This is a genomic window from Streptomyces sp. NPDC107654 (genome assembly GCF_055639035.1).
On record NZ_JBVKBI010000020.1, the window covers coordinates 46,829 to 59,214 of the forward strand.

General features: G+C 71.7%; 12 protein-coding genes. 5 read left to right on the plus strand and 7 right to left on the minus strand.

The window, feature by feature from the left end; genetic code table 11:
* Positions 1–24: 24 nt before the first annotated feature.
* Positions 25–942, minus strand: a complete 918-nt coding sequence (locus tag ACZ7N4_RS28900; protein ID WP_471363461.1) for an aminoglycoside phosphotransferase family protein — start codon at positions 940–942, stop codon at positions 25–27.
* Between ACZ7N4_RS28900 and ACZ7N4_RS28905 the strand changes: the two genes are divergently transcribed.
* The 5 genes from ACZ7N4_RS28905 to ACZ7N4_RS28925 all read left to right on the plus strand — a co-directional run bounded on the left by ACZ7N4_RS28905 (position 941) and on the right by ACZ7N4_RS28925 (position 5,838).
* A complete protein-coding gene (locus tag ACZ7N4_RS28905) occupies positions 941–1,594 on the plus strand; it encodes a rhomboid-like protein (RefSeq protein ID WP_471363464.1) in 654 nt (217 codons plus the stop codon). The two genes, ACZ7N4_RS28900 and ACZ7N4_RS28905, sit on opposite strands and share 2 nt — an antisense overlap.
* Before the next feature lie 10 nt (positions 1,595–1,604).
* Entirely contained in the window at positions 1,605–3,011 is a 1,407-nt protein-coding gene (locus ACZ7N4_RS28910; RefSeq protein ID WP_471363467.1) for an NAD(P)/FAD-dependent oxidoreductase, read from the plus strand.
* Between the two features lie 177 nt (positions 3,012–3,188).
* The gene (locus tag ACZ7N4_RS28915) at positions 3,189–4,325 is read left to right on the plus strand and encodes an ABC transporter ATP-binding protein (protein WP_471363471.1); all 1,137 of its coding nucleotides are present in this window, start codon (positions 3,189–3,191) and stop codon (positions 4,323–4,325) included.
* A gap of 234 nt (positions 4,326–4,559) precedes the next feature.
* On the plus strand, positions 4,560–5,021 hold the full coding sequence (locus tag ACZ7N4_RS28920) for a hypothetical protein (protein ID WP_471363474.1): 462 nt from the start codon (positions 4,560–4,562) through the stop codon (positions 5,019–5,021).
* An 85-nt stretch (positions 5,022–5,106) separates the two neighbouring features.
* Positions 5,107–5,838: a nucleotidyltransferase family protein gene (locus ACZ7N4_RS28925; RefSeq protein ID WP_471363477.1), complete on the plus strand. Its 732-nt coding sequence runs from the start codon at positions 5,107–5,109 to the stop codon at positions 5,836–5,838.
* 125 nt (positions 5,839–5,963) lie between these two features.
* Here ACZ7N4_RS28925 and ACZ7N4_RS28930 read toward each other — a convergent pair whose 3' ends face one another.
* The 6 genes from ACZ7N4_RS28930 to ispD form a co-directional block, all read right to left on the minus strand.
* Entirely contained in the window at positions 5,964–7,670 is a 1,707-nt protein-coding gene (locus ACZ7N4_RS28930) for a DoxX family protein (RefSeq protein ID WP_471363478.1), read from the minus strand.
* Positions 7,671–7,863: 193 nt separating this feature from the next.
* A complete protein-coding gene (gene rlmB / locus ACZ7N4_RS28935) occupies positions 7,864–8,805 on the minus strand; it encodes a 23S rRNA (guanosine(2251)-2'-O)-methyltransferase RlmB (protein ID WP_471363481.1) in 942 nt (313 codons plus the stop codon).
* 128 nt (positions 8,806–8,933) lie between these two features.
* On the minus strand, positions 8,934–10,337 hold the full coding sequence (cysS, locus tag ACZ7N4_RS28940; RefSeq protein WP_471363486.1) for a cysteine--tRNA ligase: 1,404 nt from the start codon (positions 10,335–10,337) through the stop codon (positions 8,934–8,936).
* Between the two features lie 60 nt (positions 10,338–10,397).
* On the minus strand, positions 10,398–10,802 hold the full coding sequence (locus tag ACZ7N4_RS28945) for a PPOX class F420-dependent oxidoreductase (RefSeq protein ID WP_471363491.1): 405 nt from the start codon (positions 10,800–10,802) through the stop codon (positions 10,398–10,400).
* A gap of 56 nt (positions 10,803–10,858) precedes the next feature.
* Positions 10,859–11,356 carry a 2-C-methyl-D-erythritol 2,4-cyclodiphosphate synthase gene (gene ispF / locus ACZ7N4_RS28950; protein WP_471363494.1) on the minus strand — a complete coding sequence of 166 codons (498 nt, stop codon included), beginning with the start codon at positions 11,354–11,356 and terminating at the stop codon, positions 10,859–10,861.
* Entirely contained in the window at positions 11,346–12,098 is a 753-nt protein-coding gene (gene ispD / locus ACZ7N4_RS28955) for a 2-C-methyl-D-erythritol 4-phosphate cytidylyltransferase (protein ID WP_471363498.1), read from the minus strand. The genes ispF and ispD overlap by 11 nt, the downstream gene beginning before the upstream one ends.
* Positions 12,099–12,386 lie beyond the last annotated feature (288 nt).

Here is a 12,386-nt window from a genome sequence, read left to right on the forward strand (position 1 = left end):
GGCTCCCGCCTGGGCTTTCTCGTGTCATCCGGCGGTCAGCAGGTGAGCGATCTCAAGCTGCCGCGGCTCGATCGGGCGGCCGTCCCCCACATCCCACAGGGCGTTCTGGAGCAGCCGGCCGAGGGTCCAGGCGCGGGCCCGGTCGCGGTCGAGGCCGAGGACGTCGGTCATGGCGTCGAAGCGCCAGCGGACCTCGGCCGGGTCGTAGCGGTTGTCCAGGGCCGGCCACAGTTCGAATCCGGGGTCGCCGGCCGGCGGCTTGGGGTCGATGGCGAGCCAGTCGGCGCGGTCGGCGGCGAGGACGTTCTCGTCGTGCAGGTCCCAGTGGAGGAGACGGTCGCCGGGTTCGCTGGCGACCTCGCGGACGGCGGCGGCGCAGTCGGCGACGGTCCGGCGCGCTTCGGGGTCGGGGATGCGCCGCAGGGCCCGGGGGGTCCGTTCGAGCATGGCTTCGGTGAGGTCGCCGAGGCGGCGCAGGCCGGGCGGGGCGGGGAAGGTCGTCAGGTGGGCCAGGAGCCGGGCGATGACGAGGACTGCTTCGCGGGTGTCGGTGAGGTGGGCGAGCATCCGGGATTCGTCCAGGCGTTCCAGGAGCATGGTGCCGGTGGCCGGGTCGTGGTCGAGGAGTCGTACGGCGCCGTCACCGTTCCATGTCCGCAGGGCGGCCGGTTCGCCTTCGCTTTCCTCGTCCGGCAGCTGGAGCTTGAGGACGGCGCGGAGGCCGTCGGTGCGGACGACGGGGAGGACGAGGGCGCTGACGCCGTTCATGGAGGGTCCGTCGAGCGTGAGCCGCCAGCGATCGAGGAAGTCGGCCGCGAGGTCCGGGAGGGCGGCGATGAAGGCGCGTCCCGCCGCGCCGTTGTACGTCTCCTGGGCCTGGGCCGGCTCGCCGGGAATGTCGATCACGAGTCGGACGATAGTGGCGTGCGTGAATCGGCTCATGCGAATTTCCCGGGGCCTGAACGGGGTGTGGGCGTATGTCCGCAGTGCTCCCGGCACCTATGTGTGGTTGGTGGTCCTGTTCGTCACGACGGTGGCGTTGCACCACATGCCGCCGGAGTTCGAGGAGCATTTCCTGCGGCGGCGGTCGACGAACCTGCACGAGTTGTCGCGGAATCCGGTGCGGGCGCTGGTGGCGAGCGCGATGTGGATCGAGAGCGGTCACTGGGTGCCGTACGCGGTGCTGTACACGGTGTTCCACGCGCCGGCGGAGCGGTGGCTGGGGACGGTGCGCTGGCTGGCGGTGTGCGCGTTGGCGCATGTGCTGGCGTCGCTGGTCAGTGAGGGGGTGCTGCTGGAGGCGATCAGCCGGGGTGTGGCTCCGCGGACGGCGGTGTTCACGCTGGACATCGGGGTGAGTTACGCGCTGGCCGGGGTGATCGCGGTGGTGGGGTACGGGATCGCGGTGCCGTGGCGGTACGCGTACCTCCTGGGGGTGCTGGCCGTGTTCGGGCTGCCGTTGGCCGCGGGGCCGACGTTCACCGATGTCGGTCACTTCCTGGCCGTGCTGATCGGTCTGGCCTGCTATCCGCTGGTCAGGGGGCGGGGAAGAGCATGGAATCCGAAGGAGACACTGGCCGGGTTCAGGGGTTAACGTCCCGGCCATGAGCAGCCCGGTGAGCGGTGTCGTGAACGGTGGGATCTCCTTCTGGTACGCGGACGACGGTCTTCCGCCGGCGCGGGAGCCGCTGTCGGGGGACGCGTCGGCCGATGTGGTGATCGTGGGGGGCAGCTATACGGGGCTGTGGACGGCGTACTACTTGAAGAAGGCGGCGCCGTTTCTCCGTATCACGGTGCTGGAGCAGAAGTTCTGCGGGTACGGCGCCTCGGGCCGCAACGGGGGCTGGCTGTACAACGGGATCGCGGGCCGGGACCGGTACGCGAAGCTGCACGGTCGTGAGGCGGCCGTCCGGTTGCAGCGGGCGATGAACGACACCGTGGCGGAGGTGATCGCGGTCGCCGGGGCGGAGGGTGTCGACGCGGACGTGCACAGGGGTGGTGTGCTGGAGGTGGCGACGACCCCGGCGCAGCTGGCGCGGCTGAGGGCGTTCCACGAGCACGAGGTGTCGTACGGGGAGAAGGACCGGGAGCTGTACGGTGCGCGGGAGACGGCGGAGCGGATCCGGGTGGCGGACGCGGTCGGTTCGGCCTGGACCCCGCACGGGGCCCGGCTGCACCCGGTGAAGTTGGTGAAGGGGCTCGCCGCGGTCGTGGAGGGGCTCGGGGTGACGATCCACGAGTCGACGCCGGTGACGGAGATCCGTCCCCAGCACGCGGTCACCCCCTACGGCACGGTCCGTGCGCCTTACGTCCTGCGTTGCACGGAGGGTTTCACGGCGTCTCTGAAGGGTCAGCGGCGGACGTGGCTGCCGATGAACTCCTCGATGATCGCGACGGAGCCGTTGTCCGAGGAGCAGTGGGCGGGGATCGGCTGGGCGGGCCGGGAGACCCTGGGGGACATGGCGCACGCGTACATGTACGCGCAGCGCACGGCGGACGGCCGGATCGCGCTGGGCGGGCGGGGGGTGCCGTACCGCTTTGGTTCGCGTACCGACAACGACGGCCGGACGCAGCCGGCGACGGTCGAGGCCCTGCGGGAGATCCTCACCCGCTTCTTCCCGTCCCTGGCGGGGGTCGGGATCCAGCACGCCTGGTCGGGTGTGCTCGGTGTGCCGCGTGACTGGTGCGCCACGGTGACGCTGGACCGTTCCACGGGGCTGGGCTGGGCCGGCGGTTACGTCGGTTCGGGTGTCGCCACCGCCAACCTGGCCGCCCGTACCCTGCGCGATCTGGTGCTGCGGGATTCCGGACAGGGCGGCCGGACGGAGCTGACGGATCTGCCCTGGGTGAACCACAAGGTCCGCAAGTGGGAGCCGGAACCTTTCCGCTGGCTCGGCGTGCAGGGCATGTACGCCACGTATCGCACCGCCGACCAGCGCGAGCGCCTCCGTCCGGGGACGGAGTCCTCCCGGCTGGCGAGGGTGGCGGACCGGATCGCGGGTCGGCAGTGAGGGTGCCGGGTCGGTGTTCCGGGAATTTCCGCGAAGTTCACCAGGGCCCGGGTACTGACAGAGCCGGTGAACGCCAGGTACCGTCCTGATCCAGTTCACTCCGGTGGACTACGCCAACCACCTTCCTACAACGGATCGTCCGGCACGTTCCTGCCGGTAGAAGGGGGCCCATTCACCATGGCCACAGTCACGTTCGACAAGGCGACCCGGATCTACCCGGGTTCCGACAAGCCCGCCGTCGACCAGCTCGACATCGCGATCGAGGACGGCGAGTTCCTCGTCCTGGTCGGCCCGTCCGGTTGCGGCAAGTCCACCTCGCTGCGGATGCTCGCGGGGCTGGAGGACGTCAACGGCGGTGCCATCCGCATCGGTGACCGCGACGTCACGCACCTGCCGCCGAAGGACCGGGACATCGCCATGGTGTTCCAGAACTACGCCCTGTATCCGCACATGACGGTCGCCGACAACATGGGCTTCGCGCTCAAGATCGCCGGTGTGCCGAAGGCGGAGATCCGGCAGAAGGTCGAGGAGGCCGCGAAGATCCTCGACCTGACCGAGTACCTGGACCGCAAGCCGAAGGCGCTGTCCGGTGGTCAGCGCCAGCGTGTGGCGATGGGCCGGGCGATCGTGCGTGAGCCGCAGGTCTTCCTCATGGACGAGCCGCTGTCCAACCTGGACGCCAAGCTCCGTGTGTCGACGCGTACGCAGATCGCGTCCCTCCAGCGTCGTCTCGGCATCACGACGGTCTACGTCACGCACGACCAGGTCGAGGCCATGACCATGGGCGACCGGGTGGCGGTGCTCAAGGACGGTCTGCTGCAGCAGGTCGACTCGCCGCGGAACATGTACGACAAGCCGGCGAACCTCTTCGTCGCCGGTTTCATCGGCTCGCCGGCCATGAACCTGGTCGAGGTGCCGATCACGGACGGCGGTGTGAAGTTCGGCAACAGCGTGGTGCCGGTCAGCCGGGAGGCGCTGTCGGCGGCCGCCGACCGGGGCGACCGTACGGTGACGGTGGGTGTGCGTCCGGAGCACTTCGACGTGGTGGAGCACAACGGCACGGTGGCGGCTTCGCTGTCCAAGGACGCCGCGGACGCGCCGGCCGGTCTGGCGGTCTCCGTGAACGTCGTCGAGGAGCTGGGCGCGGACGGGTACGTGTACGGCACGGCCGAGGTCGGCGGCGAGGTCAAGGACCTCGTCGTCCGGGTGAACGGCCGGCAGGTGCCGGAGAAGGGCTCCACGCTGCACGTCGTGCCGCGGCCGGGCGAGATCCACGTGTTCTCCACGTCCACCGGTGAGCGGCTGTCGGACTGACGACGGTCGCCGGCATCGGCAGGGGCCCCGCGCGTTCGGCGTGCGGGGCCCCTGCCGTTTGGTGCCGCTGTGCGTGCCGCCGCGTCGCGTCGTAGTTTCTCGTCACCGGATCTCGTCGTTGGATCTTGCGGGCGGGCGCTTCGTCAACCCGTTACCCGGAAATCAGCACCTTCTCATCCCCCATAAGAGTGACCGAATGTCGCCAAATCATCACTGGGCGCTACCCTCACACGCGTGAAGCACTCCACCACCCCACAGACGCGACGCGGCCACCGGGGCGGCCCTGCCCGCCGGATCGGCCGCACTCTCGCCCTCGTCCTGCCCGTCGTCCTGGTGCTCTCCGGGACCCTCGCGGTCACCCGGGTCAACTGGACGGGCAGTCCGTCCAGCTCGGTGCTGGCCGCCTCCGACGTCGCCGCGGCGGAACCCCCCGCGAGGAGGGTCTCCCGTGCTCCGCAGGACGTGCTCCGTGACCGGCTGATGACCGAGCTGCAGAGCAGGGACCCGGGGGTGGTCCTCACCCACCTCCAGCAGGCGGTCAACGGCCGTCCCCGGCTGGCCCGGCACTGCTCGTCCATCGCCCGCGCCCTGGGCCGGGCCGCGGTGCAGATCTACGGCGCCTCGCGTGCCCAGTCGTACGCCCGCCCGGTGTGCGACACGGCCTTCGCCTCGGGGGTTCTGGCCGCGCACAGCTGAGGTGCCGGTGGGAAGTCGGTAACGGCTCCTCAAGAAGGGCGTTGCCGCCGACCCGCCGTGGTGGGGCGCCACGTACAGTGCGGTCATGACCCATCCGAACGCCGCGTCGCGCCCCACTCAAGCCGTGGTCCTGGCCGGTGGCCAGGGCTCACGGCTGCGTCCGTACACCGATGACCGGCCGAAGCCGATGGTCGAGATCCCGGGTACGGGTACTCCGATCATCGGCCACCAGCTGACCTGGCTCGCCGAGGAGGGCGTGACGGACGTGGTGGTCTCCTGCGGCCACCTCGCCGACGTCCTCCAGAAGTGGCTGGACTCGGCCGACCTTCCCGTCTCCGTCACGACGGTCGTGGAGACCGAGCCCCTGGGCCGCGGGGGTGGCCTGCGGTACGCCGCGGCGCGTCTGCCCCATCCCGACCGGCCCTGGTACGCCACGAACGGGGACATCTGGACGCGGTTCTCGCTGCGGGACATGGCCGACTTCCACACGGAGCGGGATGCGCTGGCCACCTTGGCGCTGGCTCGTCCGCGGATTCCGTGGGGTGCGGTGAGGACCGACGGGTTCGGGCACATCACCGACTTCATCGAGGCGCCGCCGTCGACGTTCGAGATCAATGCCGGTGTCTACGTGTTCTCGCCGGAGTTCGCTTCTCTGCTGCCCGAGCGGGGCGACCATGAGCGGACGACGTTCCCGCGGCTGGCCCGGGAGAAGAAGCTGGCCGGGTTCCCCATTCCGCAGGGTGCTTACTGGCGGGCCATCGACACGGCGAAGGACCTGACCGAGGCGGCGAAGGAGCTCGCGGCGCTCGGTCGCTGACGGCTCCCCGCGTCCCCCGCCGGCCGACGGTTCCCGCACCCCCTCGGCCGGTCCGCTCGCCTCACGCTCGGAAGGGCCCCGTACCTCCCTGGGTACGGGGCCCTTCCGTCCGCTCGCTCGTTCCGTCAGCCCAGTAGGCCGCCCACCAGGCCCGGTTGGCCCGTGGAGGTGCTGCTGCCGCCGGAGGACGTGCCGCCGCCCGTGGTGGAGCCGCCCGTGCTGGTGCCGCCGCCCGTGGTGGTCGGGCCCGCCGTGGTGCTGGGGGCGCCGCCCGTGGGAGAGGTCTGGCGGGGCGGGGCCTGGCCCGTGGTGCCCTGGGTCTGGGTGGGGGTCGTGACGGTGGCGCCGGTGGTGCTGCGGCTCGTGCCCGGGGTGGTCGCCGCGCCGGAGGGGCTCGCGCCGGCCGTGGCGCCGTCCGTCGGGGAGGTGGAGGCCGACGGGGTGGTGCGGTGCCGTGTGCCGGGTTCCTGCGGGAGCGGGGAGCCGGGGAGCTGGTTGCGGGGGGCCTCGCCGGGGCCGGGGACGACCACGCGGCTGGAGTCGCGGACCGCGCCGCCGAGCAGGGAGCCGACGAGGAGGGTGAGGCCGACCGTGACGGCGGTGATCAGGGCGCCGCGGCGCAGGACGTAGCGGCGCAGGTCCCAGATGTCGGCGCGGGGGCCGAGTCGGCGCCAGGCGCTGCCGGCGAGACGGCCGTCGACGGAGTAGACGGGGGCGCCGGCGATGATCAGCGGGGACCAGGCGGCGAGGTAGATGATGTCGGGGGCGTCGTAGGCGGGGACGGTCTTCCAGCTGACCGTGACGATCAGGGCGGCGGAGAGCAGGGCACCGATGACGGCGGTGACGCGCTGCCAGCAGCCGAGGATGGTCAGGACGCCGACGACGACCTGGAGGAAGGCGATGACCAGGCCGGAGCCGACCGGGTGCTGGAGGGCGAACTGGCGCAGGGGTTCGGCCACGTCCCAGGGGTGCAGGGTGTTGAGCCACTTGACCATGGAGCCGCGTTTGCCGCCGTCGAAGTAGACGGGGTCGCACAGCTTGCCCATGCCGGCGTAGAGGGAGATGAAGCCGAGGAAGATGCGCAGGGGGAGGAGGACGACGCCGAGGTTGAGCCGGCGGCCGGGGTAGTAGGCGTGCCGGGCGGGGTCGTCGCCCTGGCGCCGGGCGCGGCCCGCGTGGTCGGGGTCGGGGCCGGCCGGGTCGTCGTAACCGTCGTGGCCGTCGTGGCCGTCGTGGCCGTCGTGGCCGTCGTAGAGGGCGTACGGGTCGTGGCCGGGGTCGGCGTGGGGTGGGTCGTCGTAGGCGCCGGTGACCGTGCGCATGTGCGGCAGGAGACGGGTGCCGTCGGCGTCCGGGGCGGTGCGCTGGTGGCCGACGACGGGGGTCTCAACGGTCTGGTCGAGGGCGTCGTAGGTGTCGGCGTAGCCCGTCTGGACGCGCGGGATGACCTGGGTGGCGCCGGCCTCGGGCTCGTCGGCGTGGCGGACGCTGCTGCCCCGCACGGCCTGGAGGAGCCGGTGGGCGCCGGTGTCGTCGGGGGCGGACTTGCCGCTCCACACGACGGGGCGGCGGCGGCCGGTGGCGCCGGCCCGGCCCGCCGTGCCCGCGACGGGCATCCGGGCGGTGTCCTGGGTGGCGCTCAGGTGCCGGGCGATCCGCGGGGATTGGGTGCGCTGGGCCGCCGCGCCCAGCTGCACGCGGAAGCTGGCGTGATTGACGATGACCTGCGCCGGATCGCTCGGCACCTTCACCATGCTCAGCGCGGGAGCGTCGTCGTATCCCGACGAGCGGTCCCCCGTGGGTGTGCGGGGTGTTCTGGTGTCCACACTCATCTAACCGAGTGATGTGGCGTTAGGACACTGCTTTGACCGGGCGGATGTGTCCGGACCCCGTCAAAGCCGTCTCGAACGCCTCATGGGTGCCCGAATACGCCCGCACGGGTGAGGTTCCGGACGGGTGTTCAGCCCGTCCGGAACCGTGTTCAGCCCGGCCAGACCCGTTGTGCGGCCTGGTCCGAACCGTGGTTCAGTTCCGTCGGCGCGAGGCCTCGTAGAGCACGATGCCGGCCGCTACACCGGCGTTGAGGGACTCGGCGCCGCCCGGCATCGGGATGCGCACGCGGTAGTCGCAGGTTTCTCCGACGAGGCGGGACAGGCCCTTGCCCTCGCTGCCGACGACGATGACGACCGGACCTCCCAGGGCCTCCAGGTCGCCCAGTTCGACCTCGCCGTCCGCCGCGAGACCGACCACCGTGAGGCCGGCCTTCTTGTAGGCCTCCAGGGTCCGGGTGAGGTTGGTGGCGCGGGCGACCGGGGTGCGGGCGGCCGCACCGGCGGAGGTCTTCCAGGCGCCGGCGGTCATGCCGGCCGAGCGGCGCTCGGGCACGACCACGCCGTGGCCGCCGAACGCGGAGACGGAGCGGACGACGGCGCCGAGGTTGCGCGGGTCGGTGACTCCGTCCAGGGCGACGACCAGCGGGTCCTCGCCCTCTTCGGCGGCGGCGTCGAGCAGGTCCTCGGGGTGCGCGTACTCGTACGGCGGGACCTGGAGGACGAGACCCTGGTGGTTGAGGCCGTTCGTCATGCGGTCCAGCTCGGGGCGCGGGGCCTCCATGAGGTTGATGCCGCCGCGCTCGGCGGCGAGCTGGAGGGCCTCGCGGACGCGCTCGTCGTTGTCGATGAACTGCTGGACGTAGAGGGTGGAGGCGGGGACGCCCTCGCGCAGTGCCTCGACGACCGGGTTGCGGCCGACGACCAGCTCGGACGTCGACCTGCCGGCGCCCCGGCGCTGCTGCGTGCGGCCCTGGGCGCGGCGGGTCTTGGCCGCGGCGGCGCGCTGCTTGGCGTGGCCCTTGCGCATCTCGGCGGGCGGGGTCGGGCCCTTGCCCTCCAGGCCCCGGCGCCGTTTGCCGCCGCTGCCGACCTGCGCGCCCTTCTTCCCGGACATGCGGCGGTTGTTCGCGGCCATGAGTTACCCGTCTCTGCTCTCTCGAAAAAGCGTGTCGTACGTACGTCGTGTGCGTCGTTGCGTCGTGTGCGTCTTATGCAGTGTGCCGCCCGGAGGGCCGGGCGGCACAATCGATCAAGGGCCGGTGCTCAGCGGGTGCCGAGGCTCCAGCGCGGGCCCTGCGGGCTGTCCTCGATGACCAGCCCGGACTCCTTCAGCTGGTCGCGGATGGCGTCGGCGGTGGCCCAGTCCTTGCGGGCGCGGGCGGACTCGCGCTGGTCGAGGACGAGGCGGACGAGGCTGTCGACCACGCCGTCGAGGTCCTCGCTCCGGTCGCCGGAGTCGCCGGCCCAGTGCGGGTCGAGCGGGTCGAGGCCGAGGACGCCGAGCATGGCGCGGACCTCGGCGAGGCGGGCGACGGCGGCTTCCTTGTCGTCGGCGGCCAGTGCGCTGTTGCCCTGGCGGACGGTGGTGTGCACGACGGCGAGGGCCTGGGGGACGCCCAGGTCGTCGTCCATCGCCTCGGCGAAGGCGGGCGGGACCTCGTCGGCCGGCTCGACGGTCTTCCCGGCCAGCTCGGTGACCCGCTGGACGAAGCCCTCGATCCGGGCGTACGCGGACGCGGCCTCGCGCAGCGCCTCCTCGCTGTACTCGATCATCGAGCGGTAGTGCGGGGTGCCCAGGTAGTAGCGCAGCACGACCGGGCGCCACTGCTTGACCATCTCGCTGACCAGGACGCTGTTGCCGAGCGACTTGGACATCTTGTCGCCGGCCATGGTGACCCAGGCGTTGTGCACCCAGTACCGGGCGAAGTCGTCGCCGTAGGCCTTGGCCTGGGCGATCTCGTTCTCGTGGTGCGGGAAGATCAGGTCCAGGCCGCCGCCGTGGATGTCGAAGACGGTGCCCAGGTACTTGTGGGCCATCGCCGAGCACTCCAGGTGCCAGCCGGGACGGCCGGGGCCCCACGGGGTCGGCCAGGCCGGCTCGCCGGGCTTGGCGGACTTCCACATGGCGAAGTCGCGCGGGTCCCGCTTGCCGGTCTCACCGGCGCCCGAGGGCTGCTGGAGGTTGTCCAGCTCCTGCCGCGACAGCCGGAGGTAGCCGGGGAAGGAGCGCACGTCGAAGTAGACGTTGCCGTCGGCCTCGTAGGCGTGCCCGCGCTCGATCAGGCCCTGCATCATCTCGACCATCTCGGTGACATGGCCGGTGGCGCGCGGCTCGTACGTCGGCCGCAGGCAGCCGAGGGCGTCGTAACCCTCGTTGAAGGCGCGTTCGTTCTCGTACCCGATCGACCACCACGGCCGGTTCTGCTCGTGGCTCTTGTTGATGATCTTGTCGTCGATGTCGGTGACGTTGCGGATGAACGTCACCTCGTAGCCGCGGTACTCGAACCAGCGGCGCATGATGTCGAAGTTGAGGTACGACCGGATGTGGCCGATGTGCGGTGCCGCCTGGACGGTGGCGCCGCACAGGTAGATCGAGACACAGCCCGGCTTGACCGGGGTGAAGTCACGGATCTGCCGGGCGCTGGTGTCGTACAGGCGAATCGTCACCACTCCAGAGTAGTGGGCGTGAGCCAGTGCCTCACGCCCTTCCCCCGCGCTGCCGGGGTCTCAGACGCGGCCGACGACCTTCCGCGGCGTGATCCGCACGACGACCCGCTGGGCGTCGTCCTTCGCGGCCGGGTTGAAGTCCGCGTAGTCCTTGCCCGTGTACTTCCGGCTCAGTTCGTCGATGAGTTCCGGGCCGCCCTCCGTGGTCATCTCGGCGGTGCCGCGGATCTCGGCGTAGGCGTACGGGTTCTCCGGGTCCATGACGACGACCGTCACCCGCGGGTCGCGCCGCAGGTTCTTCTCCTTCCGGCGGTCGGCCGTGGTGGAGAAGAGGAGGTGGTCGCCGTCGCGCTTGACCCAGACCGGGGACATCTGCGGACTGCCGTCGGGCTGGACGGTGCCGACGACGATGAACACCTTGCCGTCGAGCAGGGATTTCAGGCTGTCGGACAGTGCGGCGGACATGGGTACCCTCCGGTTCCGGCGATCACTGGCGGTCGTGAGGGTACCCTCGCACGCGCTCAGCTCACCCGCACCACGAGTGCCGTCGCCACCGCCATCAGCCCCTCCTCGCGGCCCGGGAAGCCGAGGCCGTCGGTGGTGGCGCCGGAGACGGAGACGGGTGCGCCGGCCGCTTCGGAGAGGGTCTTCTGGGCCTCGTCGCGGCGTTTGCCGATCTTCGGGCGGGGCCCGATCACCTGGACGGCGATGTTGCCGACGGTGAAGCCCGCCGCGCGGACGATCCGGGCGGCCTCGGTGAGGAGGGTGGTCCCGGAGGCCCCCGACCACTCGGGGCGGCCGGTGCCGAAGTGCTGTCCCAGGTCACCGAGTCCGGCGGCGGAGAACAGGGCGTTGCAGGCCGCGTGGGCGACGACGTCGGCGTCGGAGTGGCCGGCGAGTCCGGGGCCCTCGCCCTCCCACTTCAGGCCGGCGCACCACAGCTCGCGGCCCTCCTCGAAGGCGTGGATGTCGGTGCCGATGCCGACCTGCGGCAGCGGGAACCCGGTCTCAGAAGCCATCGTTGAGCCTCCTGCGGGCGAGGACCGCCTCGGCGAGGACCAGGTCCAGGGGGCGGGTGACCTTGAAGGCCTCCTCGTGGCCGGGGACGGCCACGACGGGCAGCCCCAGCTGCTCCACCATGCTCGCGTCGTCGGTGACGTTGTCGGTGACGCTCTCGTGGGCGCGGACGAGGGTGGCCCGGTCGAAGCCCTGCGGTGTCTGCACGGCACGCAGCCGGGACCGCTCGGGGGTGGCGACGACCGGCTCGGGCGCGTCGGGCTCGGCTGCGGGCGCCACCTCCTTGACCGTGTCGGCCAGCGGCAGCGCGGGCACCACGGCGGGGGCGCCGTCGCGTACGGCCTCGACGACCGTGTCGACCGTGTCGACCGGGACGAGTGGCCGGGCGGCGTCGTGGACCAGCACGATCCCGTACTGCGGCGGCAGGGCTTCGAGGCCGAGCCGGACCGACTCCTGGCGGGACTCCCCGCCGGGCACGACGAGGAAGTCCGTCCGCTCGGGCAGCGCGTGCGCGTCGAGCAGGGACTTGACCTCGGCGGCGCCGTCCGGCGGGGCGACGACGATCACCAGGGAGACGTGGCGGGACGCGGCGAGGGCGCGGACCGCGTGGATGAGCATGGGCGTGCCGTTCAGCGCGCGGAGTGCCTTGGGGGCGCCCGGACCGAGCCGCACACCCCGGCCGGCGGCGGGAATCACGGCGGCGACGGAGGTCTGCGCGGGCGTGGGGCGTGATTCGTCAGACATCGGTTCCTGTCAGGTTTGTGTGCTCGACCTACGTGGGTATGGCCTGAGGAGTGCCGGGCGCGACGCCTTGACCGGACCCTTTCCGTGACCCTGGTCGAGCCATCCGCCCGGGCCCGGCACGTCAAGTATCGGGGGGCTGTGCAGCGGGATCCCTGCTGTACGAAGGATCGGTTCCCCGGAGAGCACCCACTGCGGGGACGAACATGCCGCAGCGCCCGGCGACAGGGAGTGTCATCGGGCACCGCGGCATTTCGGTGTGCTGGGCGTGGCGGAGGCGAGGGTTCGCCG